The sequence below is a fragment of the Streptomyces sp. NPDC029526 genome (assembly GCF_040637405.1).
Taxonomy (GTDB): Bacteria; Actinomycetota; Actinomycetes; order Streptomycetales; family Streptomycetaceae; genus Streptomyces.
On the sequence record NZ_JBEZWE010000007.1, the window covers coordinates 108457 to 128416 of the forward strand.

The 19960-nt window shown below is 74.2% G+C and carries 13 protein-coding genes and 1 riboswitch; of the genes, 8 read left to right on the top strand and 5 right to left on the bottom strand.

Features of this window, described 5'->3' with window-relative positions:
- Positions 1 to 354: 354 nt before the first annotated feature.
- The 3 genes from AB0F01_RS18170 to AB0F01_RS18180 form a co-directional block, all read right to left on the bottom strand.
- Complete coding sequence (locus AB0F01_RS18170; protein ID WP_362096279.1) at positions 355 to 1035, bottom strand: response regulator; 681 nt, start codon at positions 1033 to 1035, stop codon at positions 355 to 357.
- A complete protein-coding gene (locus tag AB0F01_RS18175; protein WP_362096282.1) occupies positions 1032 to 2705 on the bottom strand; it encodes a sensor histidine kinase in 1674 nt (557 codons plus the stop codon). Before AB0F01_RS18175 ends, AB0F01_RS18170 begins: the two co-directional genes overlap by 4 nt.
- Positions 2706 to 3320: 615 nt before the next feature.
- Positions 3321 to 4259: a sucrase ferredoxin gene (locus tag AB0F01_RS18180; RefSeq protein ID WP_362096285.1), complete on the bottom strand. Its 939-nt coding sequence runs from the start codon at positions 4257 to 4259 to the stop codon at positions 3321 to 3323.
- A 459-nt stretch (positions 4260 to 4718) separates the two neighbouring features.
- On the opposite strand from AB0F01_RS18180, the gene AB0F01_RS18185 reads away from it, so the two are divergent.
- Complete coding sequence (locus tag AB0F01_RS18185; RefSeq protein WP_362096288.1) at positions 4719 to 5912, top strand: CobW family GTP-binding protein; 1194 nt, start codon at positions 4719 to 4721, stop codon at positions 5910 to 5912.
- A 388-nt stretch (positions 5913 to 6300) separates the two neighbouring features.
- Here the strand turns inward: AB0F01_RS18185 and AB0F01_RS18190 are convergent, their stop codons facing one another.
- Positions 6301 to 8757 carry a DNA topoisomerase IV subunit A gene (locus AB0F01_RS18190; protein ID WP_362096290.1) on the bottom strand — a complete coding sequence of 819 codons (2457 nt, stop codon included), beginning with the start codon at positions 8755 to 8757 and terminating at the stop codon, positions 6301 to 6303.
- Between the two features lie 636 nt (positions 8758 to 9393).
- Between AB0F01_RS18190 and AB0F01_RS18195 the strand changes: the two genes are divergently transcribed.
- The 4 genes from AB0F01_RS18195 to AB0F01_RS18210 all read left to right on the top strand — a co-directional run bounded on the left by AB0F01_RS18195 (position 9394) and on the right by AB0F01_RS18210 (position 14204).
- The gene (locus AB0F01_RS18195) at positions 9394 to 10767 is read left to right on the top strand and encodes a pitrilysin family protein (protein WP_362096293.1); all 1374 of its coding nucleotides are present in this window, start codon (positions 9394 to 9396) and stop codon (positions 10765 to 10767) included.
- Positions 10764 to 12152 (top strand): pitrilysin family protein, encoded by a 1389-nt coding sequence (locus AB0F01_RS18200; RefSeq protein ID WP_362096296.1) that lies wholly within the window; start codon positions 10764 to 10766, stop codon positions 12150 to 12152. The genes AB0F01_RS18195 and AB0F01_RS18200 overlap by 4 nt, the downstream gene beginning before the upstream one ends.
- Before the next feature lie 201 nt (positions 12153 to 12353).
- Positions 12354 to 12516, top strand: a riboswitch (cyclic di-AMP (ydaO/yuaA leader).
- 12 nt (positions 12517 to 12528) lie between these two features.
- Positions 12529 to 13302 carry a M23 family metallopeptidase gene (locus AB0F01_RS18205; RefSeq protein WP_362096299.1) on the top strand — a complete coding sequence of 258 codons (774 nt, stop codon included), beginning with the start codon at positions 12529 to 12531 and terminating at the stop codon, positions 13300 to 13302.
- 206 nt (positions 13303 to 13508) lie between these two features.
- The gene (locus AB0F01_RS18210; RefSeq protein ID WP_362096302.1) at positions 13509 to 14204 is read left to right on the top strand and encodes a GntR family transcriptional regulator; all 696 of its coding nucleotides are present in this window, start codon (positions 13509 to 13511) and stop codon (positions 14202 to 14204) included.
- 405 nt (positions 14205 to 14609) lie between these two features.
- Here the strand turns inward: AB0F01_RS18210 and AB0F01_RS18215 are convergent, their stop codons facing one another.
- The gene (locus AB0F01_RS18215; protein WP_362096304.1) at positions 14610 to 14891 is read right to left on the bottom strand and encodes an HPr family phosphocarrier protein; all 282 of its coding nucleotides are present in this window, start codon (positions 14889 to 14891) and stop codon (positions 14610 to 14612) included.
- Positions 14892 to 15068: 177 nt separating this feature from the next.
- On the opposite strand from AB0F01_RS18215, the gene AB0F01_RS18220 reads away from it, so the two are divergent.
- The 3 genes from AB0F01_RS18220 to AB0F01_RS18230 all read left to right on the top strand — a co-directional run bounded on the left by AB0F01_RS18220 (position 15069) and on the right by AB0F01_RS18230 (position 19919).
- On the top strand, positions 15069 to 17930 hold the full coding sequence (locus tag AB0F01_RS18220) for a GNAT family N-acetyltransferase (RefSeq protein ID WP_362096307.1): 2862 nt from the start codon (positions 15069 to 15071) through the stop codon (positions 17928 to 17930).
- 178 nt (positions 17931 to 18108) lie between these two features.
- Positions 18109 to 18696: a DUF5998 family protein gene (locus AB0F01_RS18225; RefSeq protein ID WP_362096310.1), complete on the top strand. Its 588-nt coding sequence runs from the start codon at positions 18109 to 18111 to the stop codon at positions 18694 to 18696.
- Positions 18696 to 19919, top strand: a complete 1224-nt coding sequence (locus tag AB0F01_RS18230; protein ID WP_362096313.1) for a nucleotide pyrophosphatase/phosphodiesterase family protein — start codon at positions 18696 to 18698, stop codon at positions 19917 to 19919. Before AB0F01_RS18225 ends, AB0F01_RS18230 begins: the two co-directional genes overlap by 1 nt.
- Positions 19920 to 19960: the final 41 nt, after the last annotated feature.

The window sequence follows — 19960 nt, forward strand, 5'->3', positions numbered from 1 at the left end:
GGGGCGAGCGCCACCGGTCCCTGTCGGCCCTCATCGGGTCACTCGGGCCGCACCTCGCACCTCGTACCTCCCGCGCGTACGCTCCATCTCCCGCTCCGGACGGCCGGGCCGACCGGCGATGTCCAAGGACCGGGACCGGGACCGGGACCGGGACCGCGACGCCGACGCGTGACCCGGCACACGGCCACGCGGGGCCGCTCCGGCACAGGCGTCCGGATCGGGCGGGGGCGACGTCCGGATCGGGAGGTGGCGGCCCGGGGCGGGCGCACCGTGCGGAGACGGACGGCGCCCGGCTGCGTATGCGGTCCAGGAGCGCGGCGTCCTGCCCCACCCCACGGGCCGGGCCGCGTGCCCTCAGGCGCGGGTCGCCCAGGCGTAACGGTGCTCAGGGCGGCCCGCGTCCCCGTACTTCAGGGTCAGCGTGGCGCGTCCGGTGCGCTCCAGCAGCTTCAGGTAGCGCTGGGCGGTCTGGCGGCTCACCCCCGTGCGTTCGGCGATCTCCAGGGCGGACAGCGGCCGGTCGGCGTGCATCAGGCACTGGCGCACCAGTTCCGCCGTGGTGGGGGAGTGCCCCTTGGGCAGGCTGGGTTCGGCGGTCGCGGACAGGGCGCCGAACATACGGTCCACCTCCGCCTGTTCGGCCTCGCCCCCGCCGTCGAGGGTGCGGCGCAGGTCCGCGTACGCCTCCAGTTTCGCCCGCAGCCCGGCGAAGGCGAACGGCTTGACCAGGTACTGGAGCGCGCCGTGCCGCATCGCCGCCTGCACGGTCGACACGTCACGCGCCGCCGTCACCATGATCACGTCGGTCTGACGGCCGCGCCGGCGCATCTCGCGCACCACCCCGAGCCCCGTGCCGTCCGGCAGGTAGTGGTCCATGAGGACCAGATCCGGCGACGGCACCGCCTCCAGGGCCCGCAGCGCCTCCGCCGCGCCGTGGGCCAGACCGGCCACGTGGAAGCCGGGCACCTTCTCCACGTAGGCCGCGTTGACCCGGGCCACCCGGACGTCGTCGTCCACGACCAGGACCTCGATCATCGCGCTTCCTCCTCGCTCGGCCGGGGGACGGACACCCCGATCGGTGCGGCCTCGGCGCCCGGTCCGGTCAGGGCCTCCGGGAGGACGACCGTGAACTCAGCCCCGCCGCCGGACGCGTCGCCCACGGTCGCACGGCCGCCCTGCCGCTCGGCGAGCGTGCGCACCAGGGAGAGCCCGATGCCGCGCTCGCGGTGCGCCGGCGGCTCCTTGGTGGACCAGCCCTCGGCGAAGACCGTTCCGCGCTGCTCCGGCGGGACACCGGGGCCCGTGTCGCGCACCACCAGCACGGCCGTGCGCCCCTCGGTCCGCACCTCGACCTCCACACGCGCCCGCGGTGTCCCCGCGACGGCGTCCAGGGCGTTGTCGACCAGGTTGCCGACCACGGTGACGACGCCGCCCGGGTCGACGAGCCGGTCGGGCAGCCGGGTCCGCTCCGACACGCCCAGCGCGACTCCCCGCTCGGCCGCGACCGCGGCCTTGCCCACCAGCAGCGCGGCCAGCAGCGGGTCCCCGACCCGTTCGGTGACCTGCTCGGCGGTCGCCCGGTGGGCGCCGACGACCTCGGCCACGAACGCGACGGCCTCGTCGTACCACTCCAGTTCCAGCAGCCCCAGCAGGGTGTGCATGCGGTTGGCGTGCTCGTGGTCCTGGGCCCGCAGCGCGTCGGTCAGACCGCGGGTGGAGTCGAGTTCCCGGCCGAGCCGGTCCAGTTCCGTGCGGTCGCGCAGGGTGGCGACGGCGCCCCCGTCGTCGGTCGGCATCCGGTTGGCGACCAGCACCCGCTGCCCGCGGACGGTGAGCAGATCGGTCCCGTCGGCCCGTCCGGACAGCACGTCGGCCGTGCGGCCCGGGCCGAGCGCCTCCTCGGGGGAGCGGCCCACCGCCTCGTCCCCGAGGTCGAGCAGGCGCCGCGCCTCGTCGTTCAGGAGCCGGACGCGTCCGCTGCGGTCCAGGGCCACGACGCCCTCCCGGATGCCGTGCAGCATGGCCTCGCGCTCCGCGAGCAGCGCCGCGATGTCGGAGAAGGCCAGGTCGCGGGTCTGACGGTGCACCCGCCGGGAGATGAGCCAGGCCGCGAGCGCGCCGACGGCCAGCGCGCCGCCCGCGTAGGCGAACAGCCCGGGAATCGCGTGGATCAGCCGGGCCCGGACGCTGTCGTAGCCGATGCCCACCGACACCGCGCCGACGATCCGGCCGTCGGCGTCCCGCAGCGGCACCTTGCCGCGGGCCGAACGGCCCAGGGTGCCGTCGTCGATCTCCATGACCTCGTGCCCGGCCAGGGCCTCGCCGGGATCGGTGGAGACATGACCGCCCACCCGCCGCGGATCGGTGTGCGACCAGCGCACGCCGTCGCGGTCCAGCACGACGACGTACTCGGCGCCGGTGGCCTCGCGGATCCGTTCCGCCTCCCGCTGGACCGGTCCGTCCGGGGCCGGCTCCGTGGAGCGCAGGTCCTCGGCGATCCGCCCCTGCTGAGCGGTGGTCTGGGCGATCGCCAGGGCGCGCCGCATCGCCTGGTCGTCCAGCTGCTCGCCGAGCGGCGCGAGGAACAGGCCCGTCGCCAGCACGGCGACACCCGCGGCGATCGCCAGCTGCATGAGCAGGACCTGCGAGAACATCCGCCGGGGCAGACGAAGTCGCCGACGGCGCGCGGGGACAGCGGAACTCATGCCCCGACCGTACGCGGACCACGGCGCCGCTCCGCAGGGGCGGGGCGTCGTGAAGGGCGGCCCCTGGCAACACCGGCCGCGGCACCGCGCGCAAACCCCCGGCACCCGGATCCCCTCCGACGGCGAGACGGACGCGAAAGCTCCGGGGCCCCGCCTGCCGTGGGTCGTCTGTCTGAAGGCCGTCTGTCCGAAGGCCGCGGGCCCTCCTGCCGGTCGGCTGCCGTCCCGGGAGCGGGCCGCCTCGTGCGGGGGCAGGATCCGGCCGCGGGCCGCGCGGATGTGTGGCGGAGACGGCACCCACGCGCGCCCCTGCCGCTTCGCCGGGCCCCTGTCGGGCCTCCAGGGGACGCCACGGGTACGCGACCGGGGCCGCCCGGCGGCCTCCGCCGCACCACTCCCGTGTCCTGCCCGCCCGACGAACTGCGCGCATCATCCCATCCGCCCCGCCCCGCCCCGCCCCGCTCCGCCCGCACCGCACGCGTTCGGGGAGCCCGCCGAACCCCGCTCGAGCCGACGAACTGCGTCCCCGGCCGGTGGTCGAGCCGACGGACTTGCGCCCTGCACCCAGGGCCCTGCGCCCTGCACCCAGGGCCGACGGTCCGGTCTGCGCGGCGATCAGCTCGCCAGCGCGGTCACCGTCACCTCGCGGACCGCCGTCACGTCCATGCGCGCGGGCGATCCGAGCACGGAGCCACAGCTCTCGGGCCGCGGCGGCGACGCGGCGCCCTGGACCACCTCGACCCACCAGCGACGGCCGTCGGTGTGGGCGACGGTGACCTCCCAGCGCGGGGCCGCACCGTCGATCCGTACGATGCTCAGCGCCTCCGCGGCCTCGACGCCCTCCGCCGTCCGCACCGCCAGTTCGGCCGCCTGTCCGGGGCGCTCCCAGGCAGAACTCCCGCGGCAGCCCTCCACCACGATCCGGCCTTCCTGGACAGCGTGCAGCACCTCCTTGACGGCATGGGCCTCGGCGCGGCCGTAGGCGTAGCCGTACGGGAGGACGAGCACGGTCGGGGAGAAGCGGTGACCGCCCAGGTGCGTCACCTCCCACACGCCGTCGACCCCGGAGGCGGCGAGTTCGGCCGCCAGAGGGCGTCCGAGCAGGGCGCAGCAGCGGTCGCGCTTGCCGTTGGTGCAGACGAGGGCCAGGGGGTCGCCTTCGTGCGGCTGTCCGCCGAGGGCCGTGTCGAAGGTGTCGTGCGCGCCGCGGCCCAGCGCGGCGAAGTCGAGGCCGAGCAGGTCGTGCGGGTCGGCCGTGGTGGCGGAGTGCAACCACACCCGTCCCGGAACGGTGTGGGCGGCGTACACCCGGCGCGCCGCGCCCGCGGGACGGTCGGCGTGGCGCCCGGTGCGCCGGATGAGGGCGATGCGCACCCCGGTGCCCTTCGCGGCGGCCTCGAGGGCCCGGCCGAGCGCGGGGTCGAGGTGACTGGAGGTGAGCGCCTTGGCACCCCAGGGGCCGGGCTGCTCCAGCAGCAGCCACGTCCTCGCGGTGGCCGCGGTCCCGGCGAGAGGTTCGTCGAGCTCGCGGGAAGCGGTTGAGCACGTACTCACAGAGGTGAGCCTAACCTGACTTGCGCCGCGGTGCTTCCCGGCCCGCGGGTGCTGTGCTCCGGTCGGGGGGACCGCACCTCTCGGGAGCCGTGCGTGAACGGGCCCGGTGCGTACCACGGATGAGGAAGCACACGGAAAGGAGCGGGGGAGCGGAGGGATCGAGAGAACGGGCAACAGGCAGCAGGGAACAGGCAGTAGGGAACAGACAGCGGGGAACAGGCAGTAGGGAACAGACAGCGGGGACAGGCAGCGGCAGCAGGCAACAGAGAGCAGGGAAGAGGGCACAGGGAGAGGCGAGGAGGGCGGACATGGTGGCGCCAGGACCGGCAACTGCCCCGTGCGCGCCGCCCGCCGTCGCTCGCCCGGGGGCCGTCGGAGCCGCTCGTATCCTGGGCGCCGGTCGAGTCGTCGGACGTACGCCGGGCCGCATACCGGCGTACAGGAGGGTGGAGAGAGCGCGTGGCGGAGCGGAGCAGCGAGCAGCGGATTCCGGTGGTGATCCTGGCCGGATTCCTGGGTTCCGGTAAGACGACCCTGCTCAACCACCTCCTGCACCACAGCGGCGGCAGCCGGATCGGGGCGATCGTCAACGACTTCGGGGCCATCGAGATCGATGCCATGGCCGTCGCGGGGGCCCTCGGGGACTCGACCGTGTCGCTCGGCAACGGGTGTCTGTGCTGCGCCGTCGACGGCAGCGAACTGGACGAGTACCTGGAACGGCTCGCCCACCCCTCCGCCGGGCTGGACGCCGTGGTCATCGAGGCCAGCGGTCTGGCCGAACCGCAGGAGCTGGTGCGGATGGTGCTGGCCAGCGAACACCCCGGGATCGTGTACGGGGGACTCGTCGAGGTGGTGGACGCCGCCGAGTTCGACGACACCCGGGCCAGGCACCCCGAGATCGACCGGCACCTCGCCCTCGCCGATCTCGTCGTGGTCAACAAGATGGACCGCGCGGTCGATCCCGGGGGGATCCTCACCCGCGTCCGGGGTCTCGTCGACGGGGCGGCCGTCGTGCCCGCCACGCGCGCCCGGATCGACCCGGAGTTCCTCTTCGACTGCCGCCCGAGCGAGGAACGGATCGGCCAGCTCTCCTTCGACGACCTGCGGCTCCACGACGACGGAGCCGGGCAGGCGGGCGCCGGGCCGGCCGGCGACGGGCACGCGCACGGGGGCGAGGCCGCCCGTGGCGCGACGGGCACCGGCCGAGGAGCGGAGGACCACGGGGGACATCTGCACGCCGCCTACGACAGCGTGTCCCACGTGTCCGGGCGGCCCACGGACCCCCGGGCGCTGATGAGGTTCCTCGACAGCAGGCCCGAGGGCCTGTTCCGGATCAAGGGCTACGTCGACTTCGGGCCGTTCGACGTCCACCACCGCTACGCCGTGCACGCCGTCGGGCGGTTCCTGCGGTTCCGGCCGGAGCCCTGGCCGCCGGGGGCGGAGCGGCTCACCCAACTCGTGCTCATCGGGTCCGGCATCGACGCCCCTGAGCTGCGCAAGGAGCTGGAGGCGTGCGCCAACGAGACCCAGGAGGCCGACGAACGCGGCATGTGGGGCGTCCTGCGGTACGTGGACGGTGCCGGGGACGACCCAGAGGAGCGTGATCCCGAGGAGCGCGACCTAGAGGAGCACGACCCGCGCCCGTCGGTGTGAGTGGCGGGGGCGCCGACACGCCGACGTGACCGGCGCACGTGGCCGGCGGGGTGCGGACCCGTCGGCGCAGCGCCGCCGACACCACCGCGTCCCGGACCACACCCTCCGGTACCGCCCGGCCACGGGGACCAGGTACGTGGCCGCCGTGACGTCGGGCCGCGGACCAGATGCCCGGACGCGTGATGCGCGTCGGTCTCCGGCCCCCGGCCCCCGGCCCGGTCTCATCCACGGCGCCGGGGCCGGGGCCGACCCCGTGCAGCAGGCCCAGCCCCTCCAGGACCAGCCCCTCCAGGCCCAGCCCCTCCAGGACCAGCCCCTCCAGGCCCAGCCCGGTACACCCGCTGTCCCGGTACCGCCCGCTGTCCCGGCACCGGACCGGGCGCGGTCCCTACACCGGGCCGGCGACCACCGACACCGTCTTGCCCAGGGACACGCCCGAGCCGTCGCGGCGCGGGTCGGGTTCCGGCAGGGCGACGGCGGCGCCGTTCTTCTGCGCGGCACGGGCGGGCGTGGCGCCGACCCAGGCGAGGGCCAGGCAGTCCTCGCCCTTCAGGAACCGCTGGCAGCGGACTCCGCCGGTGGCCCGGCCCTTGCGGGGGTACTGGTCGAACGGGGTCAGCTTGGCCGTCGTCTGGACGGAGTCGTCCAGCGTGCCGCGCGATCCGGCGACCGTGAGGACCACCGCGTCCGCCGAGGGGTCGACGGCGGTGAAGTGGATGACCTTCGCGTCCGCCGACAGCTTGATGCCCGTCATGCCGCCCGCGGGACGGCCCTGCGGACGGACCTGGGCGGCCGGGTACCGCAGCAACTGGGCGTCGTCGGTGACGAAGACCAGGTCCTCCTCGCCCGTGCGCAGCTCGACACCGCCGACGATCCGGTCGCCGTCCCGGAGCGAGATGACCTCCAGCTCCTCCTTGTTGGACGGGTAGTCGGGCACCACGCGCTTGACGACGCCCTGTTCGGTGCCGAGCGCCAGGCCCGGGGAGGACTCGTCGAGCGAGGTCAGGCAGACCACGTCCTCGTCCGCCTCGAGGGTGACGAACTCGGCGAGGGGCGCCCCGCCCGCCGTGTTGGGCACCTGCATGTCCTCCGGGAGCTGCGGGAGGTCGACGACGTTCAGCCGGAGCAGGCGGCCCGCCGAGGTGACGACGGCCACCTCGCCGCGCGCCGTGGCCTTCACCGCCGAGACGATCACGTCGTGCTTGACCCGCTTGGCGCCCGCCTTCTCGGGGAAGGGCGCGTCGTTCGCGGTCCGGGCCAGCAGGCCCGTCGAGGACAGCAGTACGCGGCACGGGTCGTCCGCGACCTGCAGCGGCACGGTGGCGGCCGGCGTACCGGCCGAGTCCAGCAGCGTCGTGCGCCGGTCGTTGCCGAACTTCTTGGCCACCGCGGCCAGTTCGGCGGAGACCAGCTTCCGCAGCTCCGCGTCGGAGTCGAGGATCCGGGTCAGCTCCTCGATCTCCGCGTTCAACCGGTCCTTCTCCGCCTCGAGTTCGATCCGGTCGTACTTGGTGAGGCGGCGCAGCGGCGTGTCGAGGATGTACTGGGTCTGGACGTCGCTGAGGGAGAAGCGCTCCATCAGGCGCTGCTTGGCCTGGGCGGAGTTCTCGCTGGAGCGGATCAGCCGGATGACCTCGTCGATGTCCACGAGGGCGGTGAGCAGGCCCTCCACCAGGTGCAGCCGGTCCCGCCGCTTGCCGCGACGGAACTCCGAGCGCCGCCGCACCACGGTGAAGCGGTGGTCGAGGTAGACCTCCAGGAGCTCCTTCAGGCCCAGGGTGAGCGGCTGGCCGTCCACCAGCGCCACGTTGTTGATGCCGAAGGACTCCTCCATGGACGTCAGCTTGTACAGCTGCTCCAGGACCGCCTCGGGCACGAAGCCGTTCTTGATCTCGATGACCAGGCGGAGGCCGTGCTCGCGGTCGGTGAGGTCCTTGACGTCGGCGATGCCCTGGAGCTTCTTCGCACCGACCAGGTCCTTGATCTTGGCGATCACCTTCTCCGGGCCGACCGCGAAGGGCAGCTCGGTGACCACCAGGCCCTTGCGCCGCGCGGTCACGTTCTCCACGGTGACCGTCGCGCGGATCTTGAACGTGCCACGGCCCGTCTCGTACGCGTCGCGGATGCCGGACAGGCCCACGATGCGTCCGCCGGTGGGCAGGTCGGGGCCCGGGACGTGCTTCATCAGGGCGTCGAGATCGGCGTTCGGGTACCTGATGAGGTGCCGGGCCGCGGCGACGACCTCGCGCAGGTTGTGCGGCGGCATGTTGGTGGCCATGCCGACGGCGATGCCCGAGGCGCCGTTGACCAGGAGGTTCGGGAAGGCGGCGGGCAGCGCGGCCGGTTCCTGCTCCTGGCCGTCGTAGTTGGGGGCGAAGTCGACCGTGTCCTCGTCGATGGACTCGGTCATCAGCCCGGCCGCCTCGGCCATCCGGCACTCGGTGTACCGCATGGCGGCGGGCGGGTCGTCGTTGCCCAGGGAGCCGAAGTTGCCGTGGCCGTCGACCAGCGGCACCCGCATGGAGAACGGCTGCGCCATGCGCACCAGCGCGTCGTAGATCGACGCGTCGCCGTGCGGGTGCAGCTTTCCCATCACCTCGCCGACGACGCGGGCGCACTTCACGTACCCGCGCTCGGGGCGCAGGCCCATTTCGTTCATCTGGTAGACGATGCGGCGGTGCACCGGCTTCAGCCCGTCGCGCGCGTCCGGCAGGGCGCGGGAGTAGATGACCGAGTAGGCGTACTCGAGGAAGGAGCCCTGCATCTCGTCGACGACGTCGATGTCGAGGATCTTCTCCTCGTACGGCTCGTCGGGCGGCGGGGTCTTCGTGCTGCGGCGGGCCATCGCTGCCGGCTCCTTGCTGAGCGTGGGACGGATCTGACGCGGACCATTGTGGACCGCCGCACCGACAACCGGGACCAGACCCGGTCGCGGGACCTGCGGTGCGGGCGGGGTCGTGGCGGCGCGAGCAGAGTACGCGCCCCCGGGCGCGAACCGTCGGGCGGGCTCCCGGAATCCGCTCCGGCAGCCCCGCCTCGGCAGCCCCGCCCGCCCCGGCAACCCCGTCCGCCCGTCTCCGCCCCTCCGGAACCCAGCCCGTCCCCCGACGCCAGGCCCGGGCCCGTCTCCGCCCCTCCGGAACCCAGCCCGGCTCCCCACGCCAGGCCGGGCCCGTCTCCGCCTCTCCGGAACCCAGCCCCCGGCCCCCGACGGCAGGACCGCACGGGGCGCACCGACTGGCACGCGGCGGCACCCGGCGCCGCACGCGCCCCGTGCGCCCCCGCGCACCCCAGCCGCCCCCGCACCCCCCTGATCCCGTGCGCCGGCCGCGCTCGCGCGGGCCCTCCGGTTCCCGTTCTCGCTGTGGGCGTAGTCGGCGGCCCCCGGGAACTTCGCCGCTGCTCCGCACGCTTGCATACAGTGACAGGACCGGCAGGAACGGCGGGCTCGACGACCGCCACCGCGATCGAAGGGACGTACATGCCCATGGGTCACACGGCCACAGCCCAGGCAGGCTCCGGCGGCCTGACAGCGACCGAGCACCGCCTGGCCAACGGCCTGCGCGTGGTGCTCTCCGAGGACCACCTGACCCCGGTCGCCGCGGTGTGCCTCTGGTACGACGTCGGCTCGCGCCACGAGGTGGAGGGCCGCACCGGCCTGGCCCACCTCTTCGAGCACCTGATGTTCCAGGGCTCCGCCCAGGTCAAGGGCAACGGACACTTCGAACTGGTCCAGGGCGCGGGCGGCTCGCTCAACGGCACCACCAGCTTCGAGCGCACCAACTACTTCGAGACCATGCCCGCCCACCAGCTGGAGCTCGCGCTGTGGCTGGAGGCCGACCGCATGGGCTCGCTGCTGGCCGCCCTGGACGAGGAGTCCATGGAGAACCAGCGCGACGTCGTCAAGAACGAACGCCGCCAGCGCTACGACAACGTCCCCTACGGCACGGCCTTCGAGCGGCTGACCGCCCTCGTGTACCCGGAGGGCCACCCCTACCACCACACGCCCATCGGTTCGATGGCGGACCTGGACGCGGCGACCCTGGAGGACGCCCGCCGCTTCTTCCGCACCTACTACGCGCCGAACAACGCCGTGCTGTCGGTCGTCGGCGACATCGACCCCGAGCAGACGCTCGCCTGGATCGAGAAGTACTTCGGTTCCATCCCGTCCCACGACGGCAAGCCCGAGCCCCGTGACGGCTCCCTGCCGGACGTGATCGGCGGGGAGCTGCGCGAGGTCGTGACGGAGGAGGTGCCCGCGCGTGCCCTGATGGCCGCCTACCGGCTCCCGGAGGACGGCACCCGGGCGTGCGACGCGGCGGACCTGGCGCTCACCGTCCTGGGCGGCGGGGAGTCGTCGCGCATCTACAACCGGCTGGTGCGCCGCGACCGCACCGCCGTCGCCGCCGGGTTCGGCCTGCTGCGGCTCGCCGGGGCGCCGTCCCTGGGCTGGCTGGACGTGAAGACGTCCGGTGACGTCGAGGTGCCGGTGATCGAGGCGGCCGTGGACGAGGAGCTCGCCCGGTTCGCCGAGGAGGGCCCCACGGCCGAGGAGATGGAACGCGCGCAGGCCCAGTTGGAGCGCGAGTGGCTGGACCGGCTCGGCACGGTCGCGGGCCGTGCCGACGAACTGTGCCGGTACGCCGTCCTGTTCGGCGACCCGCAGCTCGCCCTGACCGCGGTGAGCCGGGTCCTGGAGGTGACGGCCGAGGAGGTGCAGGAGGTCGCCAAGGCCCGCCTGCGCCCCGACAACCGCGCGGTGCTCGTCTACGAGCCCCTCGCCGCCGGGGACGAGGACCCCGCACAGGCCGCCGTGGCCGCCGGCACCGACGAGAACGAGGAGACGGCGAAGTGACCGAGCTCGCCCCGATGGACTTCCACCCGCAGCCGCAGGCGGGCGACGCCAAGCCCTGGGCCTTCCCGGCCCCCGAGCGCGGCACGCTCGACAACGGCCTGACCGTGCTGCGCTGCCACCGCCCCGGCCAGCAGGTCGTCGCCGTCGAGGTGGTCCTCGACGCGCCGCTGGAGGCGGAGCCGGCGGGTCTCGACGGCGTCGCCACGATCATGGCGCGGGCCTTCTCCGAGGGCACCGACAAGCACTCCGCCGAGGACTTCGCCGCCGAACTGGAGCGCTGCGGCGCCACCCTGGACGCGCACGCCGACCACCCCGGTGTCCGCCTCAGCCTGGAGGTGCCGGCCTCCCGGCTCACCAAGGGCCTCGGGCTGCTCGCCGACGCCCTGAGGGCGCCGGCCTTCGCCGACAGCGAGGTGGAGCGGCTGGTCCGCAACCGCCTCGACGAGATCCCGCACGAGTTGGCCAACCCCTCGCGCCGGGCGGCCAAGGAGCTCTCCAAGGAGCTGTTCCCCGCCGACGCGCGCATGTCGCGCCCCCGCCAGGGCACCGAGGAGACCGTCGAGGGCATCGACGCGGCGGCCGTGCGCGCCTTCTACGAGCGGCACGTGCGGCCCGCCACGGCCACCGTGGTGGTGGTCGGTGACCTCACGGGCATCGACCTGGACGCGCTGCTCGGGGACACCCTCGGCGCGTGGACCGGTTCGCCGGGGCAGCCCCGGCCCGTTCCGCCGGTGACCGCCGACGACACCGGGCGGGTCGTGATCGTCGACCGTCCGGGAGCCGTCCAGACCCAGCTGCTCATCGGCCGCGTCGGCGCCGACCGGCACGACCGGGTGTGGCCCGCCCAGGTCCTCGGCACGTACTGCCTCGGGGGCACCCTCACCTCCCGCCTGGACCGCGTCCTGCGCGAGGAGAAGGGCTACACCTACGGCGTCCGCTCCTTCGCCCAGGTCCTGCGGTCCGCGCCGGACGGCACGGGCGCGGCCATGCTCGCCATCAGCGGTTCCGTGGACACCCCCAACACCGGGCCCGCACTGCAGGACCTGTGGAACGTGCTGCGCACGCTTGCCGCCGACGGCCTCACCGACGCCGAGCGGGACGTCGCGGTGCAGAACCTGGTGGGCGTGGCGCCCCTGAAGTACGAGACCGCCGCGGCGGTCGCGAGCACTCTGGCGGACCAGGTGGAGCAGCACCTGCCCGACGACTACCAGGCCGAGCTGTACCGGCAACTGGCCGCGACCGGCACCGTGGAGGCCACCGCGGCGGTCGTCAACGCCTTCCCGGTCGACCGGCTGGTGACCGTCCTCGTCGGCGACGCGGCGCAGATCAAGGCGCCCGTGGAGGCCCTCGGGATCGGCGAAGTGACCGTGGTGGCGGCCGAGTAGGACCCCGCGCAGTTTCCGCGCGCACGGCGCCCTGGTGACGGGAACGTCACCAGGGCGCCCGTATGCCCGAATTGGGGCGGAGGATGTCTGTCTGCCCTGTGGTGTGCGCTACAAATACCCCGATCCGTTTGAGGATCGAGCGGCCTCCCGCATAGCTTCGTGCGGGCTGTTCGTCGGGCAGTGCGCCGCACCCGCGGCACCGGACAGCCATCGCCGAATCCCCGTACGGCGCGAGTCAGGGGAGCCGGGGACCCACCGTCCCCAGGGGTGCATCGGACGCCCGCGCGTGTCGCGAGGGGGTCCGTAGGAGACCTTCCTGCTCCGAACCCGTCAGCTAACCCGGTAGGCGAGAGGGAAGGAAAGGACCAGCCTGTACATGGCGTTCACCCACGCCGCCGGCAAGCACCGCCGCCCCAGCCGCGTCCGTCGCGGCACCGCCCGCGCCGCGGGCGTCGCGGCCCTCGCCGGTTCCGGTGTCGCCGGTTCCCTCGCGGCCCCCGCGATGGCCGCCGAGCCCGCCGCGGCCCAGACCGGCATCACCCCCGTCGTCACCCTCGGCGACACGGTCGCCGACCAGATCGACGCCCAGGCCGCCGCGCAGCACGAGGCGGCCCGCGAGGCCGCCGAGGCCGAGGCCCGCAAGGCGGCCGAGAAGGCCGCCCGCAAGAAGGCCGCCGAGGAGGCGGAGCGGGCCCGCGAGGCGCAGGAACGCGCCGCCCGCGAGGCCGAGCGCGAGCGCCTCGACGCGTTCGTCTCGCCGATCCCCGGTTCCTACGTGTCCACCGGCTACAAGACCGGCGGCGCCGTCTGGTCCTCCGGCAGCCACACCGGGGTCGACTTCCACGCCGCGAACGGCACCCCCGTGCAGTCCGTCGGCCGTGGCACGGTCGTCGAGGCCGGCTGGGGCGGGGCCTACGGCAACCAGGTCGTCATCAGGATGCACGACGGCACCTACACCCAGTACGGCCACCTGTCGTCCATCGGCGTCTCGGTCGGCCAGGAGGTCACGCCGGGCCAGCAGATCGGTCTCTCCGGTTCCACCGGCAACGTCACGGGGGCGCACCTGCACTTCGAGGCGCGCACCAGCGCCGAGTACGGTTCGGACCTCGACCCCGTCGCGTACCTGCGCGCGCACGGCGTCTCCCTCTGACACCCCTTCCGGCCGCGGTCCGCGCCCGGAACACCCGAAAAGCCCCGGCTCGCCGAGCCGGGGCTTTTCGCGTCACGCGCACAGGGTGGCCGAAAAACAAGCAGGAATGTTCTCCGTCCCTCAATGAATCCCGCGCATTGCTTTAGAGTCACGGAAAGGACGTCCGCCGACGCGGCGTTTCCCGGGAATCGAACCGGAGGTCGCTCATGCGTGTTCCCGCGCACTCGGTGTGCGCCGCGATCCGCGACGACATCGTCGCCGGCGTCCATGCGCGCGGCAGCCGGCTCACCGAGGAACTCCTGGCCCGCCGCTACGGCGTGTCCCGGGTGCCGGTGCGCGAGGCGCTGCGCACGCTGGAGGCGGAGGGGTTCGTGGTGACCCGGCGGCACGCGGGCGCGTGCGTCGCCGAGCCCACCGAGCGGGAGGCCGCGGACCTGCTGGAGATGAGTCTGCTCCTGGAACCCCTCGGTGCCGCCCGGGCCGCCCGGCGCCGCACCGACGCCCACCTGAAGGTGCTGCGGGGGCTGGTCCGCCTGGGACAGCAGCGGGCCCGCGGGGGCAGCAGCGACGACCTGCGCTCCCTGACCGGCTGGTTCCACGAGACGCTGGCCCAGGCGGCGGGCAGCCCCACGCTGGCCTCGACCCTGACCGGACTGCGGCACAAGATCGCCTGGATGTACGCGGTGGAGGAAGCGCCCGACCCGGTGCAGACGTGGGCCGACCGCGGCCTGGTCGTGGACGCCGTGGCCCGTGGCGACGGCGAGCGCGCCCGGGAGGCCACCGCACGGCTGCTGGAGCGGACCCACCCCGCCCATCGGCTGCGCCCGCTGTCCGGTGCCGACCTCGCGGAGCGCGTGAGGACCTCGAAACGTCCCGTCAACACTCCGAGCATGCCCGCTTAACACGAGCACGGTAGAAAAAGGGCAACGCTTTCGCGGGCTTTTCCCGCCCTGCACGAGCCTGGTGAATACTAGGGTGGATTTCCTGTGCAGATTCCTGTGCAAATTCCCTGTGTGGATTTCCCGTCCGGACTCCCCGTCCGCCCGGCAGGCGTCATTCTGTCCGGGGCGGAAGGCCATGCCCGGGCCGGGCATTCCCTGTCCGGTCAGAGATCCTCCTGCCCGGGAGAAAAGGCGAACGGAAAGGCCCACCCGGGGTCCCCGGGTGGGCCTCTCGTCAGTACGCATCCGCGCCCCGCGCCCCGCGCGCACGGCGGGCAGGGAGACGGGGCGCGGTCCGTGCCGGGCGCGCGGCGGGCGCGGCGGTCGTGCGTCCGCGCGCCCGGGCGCGTCCCGCGGTCCGGCGTGTCAGACCGTTTCGGGCAGTTCCTCCAGGCCCTCGGCGACCAGCTTGGCCAGCCGGTCCAGAGCGGCGTCCGCGCCCTCGGCGTCGGAGGCCAGCACGATCTCCTCGCCGCCCTGGGCGCCCAGCCCCAGGACCGCCAGCATGGAGGCCGCGTTGACGGGGTCGCCCCCGGCCTTGGCGATCGTCACCGGGACGCCTGTGGCCGTGGCGGCTCGGACGAAGATGGAGGCGGGGCGGGCGTGGAGGCCCTCGGCCCAGCCGACGTTGACGCGGCGCTCAGCCATGTGATGTTGCCCTTCGCTGTTCAGGGTTGTCTAGACCAGTTTCCCACATCGTGAAGCGTGTCGGAGCGGCACCCGCTCCCGCTCCGTGCGCACGGCCGGACCGCGGCCTCGGCCCTGCCCCGCGCACCCACAGACTGCCTCGCGCCGTCGCCGTGCGCGAGCCGTACGCTGGGGCCCATGCAGACCTCCTCGGACCGGCACGAGTACCCCGCTCACTGGGAGGCCGACGTGGTGCTGCGCGACGGCGGCACCGCGCGCGTCCGCCCCATCACCGTCGATGACGCCGAGCGCCTGGTCAGCTTCTACGAGCAGGTGTCGGACGAGTCGAAGTACTACCGCTTCTTCGCGCCCTACCCGCGTCTGTCCGCGAAGGACGTGCACCGCTTCACCCACCACGACTTCGTGGACCGGGTGGGACTCGCGGCCACCGTGGGCGGCGAGTTCATCGCCACCGTACGCTACGACCGGATCGGCGCCGACGGAACGCCCGCCTCCGCTCCGGCCGACGAGGCCGAGGTCGCCTTCCTCGTCCAGGACGCCCACCAGGGCCGGGGGGTCGCCTCCGCCCTGCTGGAACACATCGGCGCGGTCGCGCGGGAGCGCGGCATCCGCCGGTTCGCCGCCGAGGTGCTGCCCGCCAACACCAAGATGATCAAGGTGTTCACGGACGCCGGGTACACCCAGAAGCGCAGCTTCGAGGACGGTGTCGTCCGCCTGGAGTTCGACCTCGAACCCACCGACCGCTCCATGGCCGTGCAGCGGGCGCGCGAGCAGCGCGCCGAAGCGCGCTCGGTGCAGCGCCTCCTGGCCCCCGGGTCGGTGGCCGTCATCGGCACCGGCCGCGCCCCCGGCGGAGTCGGGCGCAGCATCCTGGACAACATCCGGGACGCCGGGTTCACCGGGCGGCTCCACGCGGTCAACAAGGCCCTCCCCGAGGGCACGGACGAACTGGACGGAGTGCCCGCGTACCGCTCCGTGCGGGACATCGACGGCCCCGTCGACCTCGCGGTCGTCGCCGTGCCGTCCGCCCACGTCCCCGAGGTCGTCGCCGAGTGCGGCGCGCACGGCGTCCAGGGCCTGGTCGTCGTCTCCGCCGGATACGCCGAGTCGGGGCCCGAGGGCAGGGAACTCCAGCGCGCCCTGGTGCGCCAGGCGCGCACATACGGCATGCGGATCATCGGCCCCAACGCCTTCGGAGTGATCAACAACGCGCCGGACGTCCGGCTCAACGCCTCCCTCGCCCCCGAGCCGCCCCGCCCCGGCCGGATCGGGCTGTTCGCCCAGTCCGGAGCCATCGGCGTGGCCCTGCTGTCGCGGCTGCACCGGCGCGGCGGGGGCGTCACCGGCGTCACCGGCGTGTCCACCTTCGTCTCGTCCGGCAACCGGGCCGACGTCTCCGGCAACGACCTCCTGCAGTACTGGTACGAGGACCCCGACACCGACGTCGTCCTGATGTACCTGGAATCCATCGGCAACCCGCGCAAGTTCACCCGCCTCGCCCGGCGCACGGCGGCCGCCAAGCCCCTGGTCGTCGTCCAGGGCGCCCGGCACGGCGCGGGACCCCGCGGCCACGCCGTCCGCGCGATGCGCCTGCCCCACGCGACGGTCTCCGCGCTGCTGCGCCAGGCCGGCGTCATCCACGTCGACACCATCACCGAACTCGTCGACGCGGGCCTCCTCCTCGCCCGCCAGCCGCTGCCCGCGGGCCCCCGCGTCGCCATCCTCGGCAACTCCGAGTCCCTGGGACTGCTCACCTACGACGCCTGCCTCGCCGAGGGTCTGCGCCCCCAGCCCCCGCAGGACCTCACCACCGCCGCCTCGGCGGCCGACTTCCACGACGCGCTGGCCCGGGCGCTCGCCGACGACACCTGTGACGCCGTCGTCGTCACCGCCATCCCGGCCGTCGGGGAGGGTTCGGTCGGCGACGCCGCCCTGGCCGACGCCCTGCGCTCGGCCGCCTCCGCCACCCCCGACAAGCCGGTCCTGGTGGTCCACGTCGAACTCGGCGGGCTCGCCGAAGCACTCTCGGCCGCGGCGAGCACGGCACCGCAGCCCGCGGCCGGCCCCCCGCCCGCGCCCCGCACCGCCCGGCCCGCCCCGAACACCCCCTCGGGCACCCCCGCGGACGCCCGCCCGGCATCTCCCGCGGACGCCCGCCCCGCGCCGCCCGAGGGCGCCCGCCTCATCCCCGCCTACCCGGCCGCCGAGCGCGCCGTCCGGGCGCTGGCGCACTCCGTCGAGTACGCCCAGTGGCGGCGGGACGTCGCCGACCCCGGCAAGGTGCCGGAGTACGAGGACATCGACGAGAAGGCCGCCGCCGCCCTCATCGAGCGGCAGCTCACCAGCGGTCAGGGCCTCACCCTCGACAGCGACGCGGCCTACGAGCTGCTCGGCACCTACGGCATCCACGTCCACCGCGCCCTGCCCGCCCCCGGCCCCGATGCCGCCGCGGAGGCCGCCCGCACCCTCGGCTACCCCGTGGCCCTCAAGGCCACCGCCCCCCACCTGCGCCACCGGGCCGACCTCGGCGGCGTCCGCCTCGACCTCGCCGACGAGGAACAACTGCGCCGGGCCTACGCCGAGCTGACGGAGCTGTTCGGCACCCCCGAGGAACTGCGGCCCGTCGTGCAGCGCATGGCCCCGCGCGGCGTCGACACCATCGTCCGGGCCGTCATCGATCCCGCCGCCGGGGCCGCGCTCTCCTTCGGCATCGCCGGCCCGCCCTCGCAGCTGCTCGGCGATATGGCGCACCGGCTGATCCCGGTCACCGACCGGGAGGCGGGATCGCTGGTCCGCGCCATCCGGACCGCGCCGCTCCTCTTCGGCTGGCGCGGCTCGGCCCCGGTGGACACCCCGGCGCTGGAGGAACTGCTGCTGAGGGTGTCCCGGCTGGTCGACGACCATCCCGAGGTGGCCGCGGTCACCCTGGAACCCGTCGTCGTCGCCCCGCACGCGCTGAGCGTGCTGAGCGCCTCGGTGCGCCTGGCCCCGCCGCCCGCCCGCGACGACCTCGGACCGCGGACCCTCCCGGCCTATTGACGATCTCGGACCGCGGAACCTCCCGCCCTGCTGACGACTGCGGACCGCGGACTCTCCGGCCCCGCTGACGACTTCGGCCGTCGCCCGGACGTGCCCGGGCCCGGCCCGCCGCCCGGTGCCGCCGAGCGGCACCCCGGAGCGGTGCCACGCAGTCGGCGGGCCCCCGTAGGATGGGCGCATGGCCAAGACCAGTACGACGACCCAGGGGCTGCGGGCGGCGATCGAGCGCAGCGGCTACTACCCGGCCCTCGTGGCCGAGGCGGTGGAGGCCGCCGTGGGCGGCGAGCCCATCCGGTCGTACCTGGTCCATCAGGAGACCACGTTCGACCAGAACGAGGTGCGGCGGCACGTGACCGTGCTCGTCCTGACCGGCAACCGCTTCATCGTCAGCCACACCGACGAGCAGGCCGCCGACAGCACCTCCCCGACGCCCTACGCCACCACGTCCACCGAGTCGGTCAAGCTGAGCCGGATCTCGTCCATCGTGGTCAGCCGGGTGGTCGCCAACCCGGAGTCGTACAAGCCCGGCACCCTGCCGCGCGAGATCGTGCTCACCATCGGCTGGGGCGCCGTCTCCCGCATCGACCTGGAGCCCGCGGCCTGCGGCGACCCCAACTGCGAGGCGGACCACGGCTACACGGGCAGCTCCACGGCGGACGACCTGAGCCTGCGGGTCAGCGAGGCCGGCGACGGACCGGAGACGGTGCGCCAGGCCCTCGCGTTCGCGCAGGCGCTCTCCGAGGCGACCGCGGACCAGACGCGCTGATGGCGTACCCCCCGCACTCCACACCGCCCGCGACGCCCACCGGCTGGGCGGCCCACCACCCCGAGCCCTTGGCCCTGGACACCGCCCCCGTCCCCGAGTACGGCACCGGGTCGCTCGCCGACCTGCTGCCCACCCTCGCCGCGGGCATGGAGGTGCCCGGCACCAGCGCCGCCATCGCGGAGCTCACGCCCGCCGACCGGAACTGCGTGTTCCTGATCGACGGACTCGGGTGGGAGCAGCTGCGGGCGCACCCGGAGGAAGCGCCCTTCATGACGTCCCTGCTGGCCGCCTCGCGCGGCGGCACCGGACGCCCGATCACCGCCGGCTACCCGGCGACGACCGCCACCTCCCTCGCCTCCGTCGGCACCGGTCTGCCGCCCGGCGCGCACGGCCTGCCCGGCTACACCGTCCGCAACCCGGACACCGGCGAGCTGATGAACCAGCTCCGGTGGCAGCCCTGGACGCAGCCCGCGGCCTGGCAGCCGTACCCCACGATCTTCCAGCTCGCCCACCGGGCGGGCGTCCACGCCGCCCAGGTGTCCTCCCCGGCCTTCGTCAACACGCCGCTGACGAAGGTCGCGCTCAGCGGCGGCACCTTCCACGGGCGCCTGTCCGGCGAGGAGCGCATGGACCTCGCGGCCGAACAACTCGCCGCCGGCGACCGCGCCCTGGTCTACACGTACTACTCCGACGTCGACGGCGCCGGCCACCGCTTCGGCGTCGACTCCGACACCTGGCGCGGCCAGCTCATGTACGTCGACCGCCTGGTCCAGCGCCTGGCCGAGCAGCTCCCCGAGCGCAGCGCGCTGTACGTCACCGCCGACCACGGCATGATCGACGTGCCCTTCGACGAGGAGCACCGCATCGACTTCGACACGGACTGGGAGCTCAGCGCCGGCGTCGCGCTGCTCGGCGGCGAGGGCCGTGCCCGGCACGTGTACGCCGTGCCCGGCGCCGCCGGCGACGTGCTGGCCTGCTGGCGCGAGGTGCTGGGGGAGCAGTTCTGGGTCGCCTCCCGCGACGAGGCGATCGCGGTCGGCTGGTTCGGGCCGCGGATCGACGACCGGGTGTACGGGCGCATCGGCGACGTGATCGCCGCCGCGCGGGACGACGTCCTGCTGATCGCCTCCGAGCGGGAGCCGAAGGAGTCGGCGATGGTCGGCAACCACGGTTCGATGACCCCTGCCGAACAACTGGTCCCCCTGCTCGAAGTACGCTCCTGAGGTCCGTCCCGCCCCGGCAGCCCCGCCACGTCCCCTAGCCG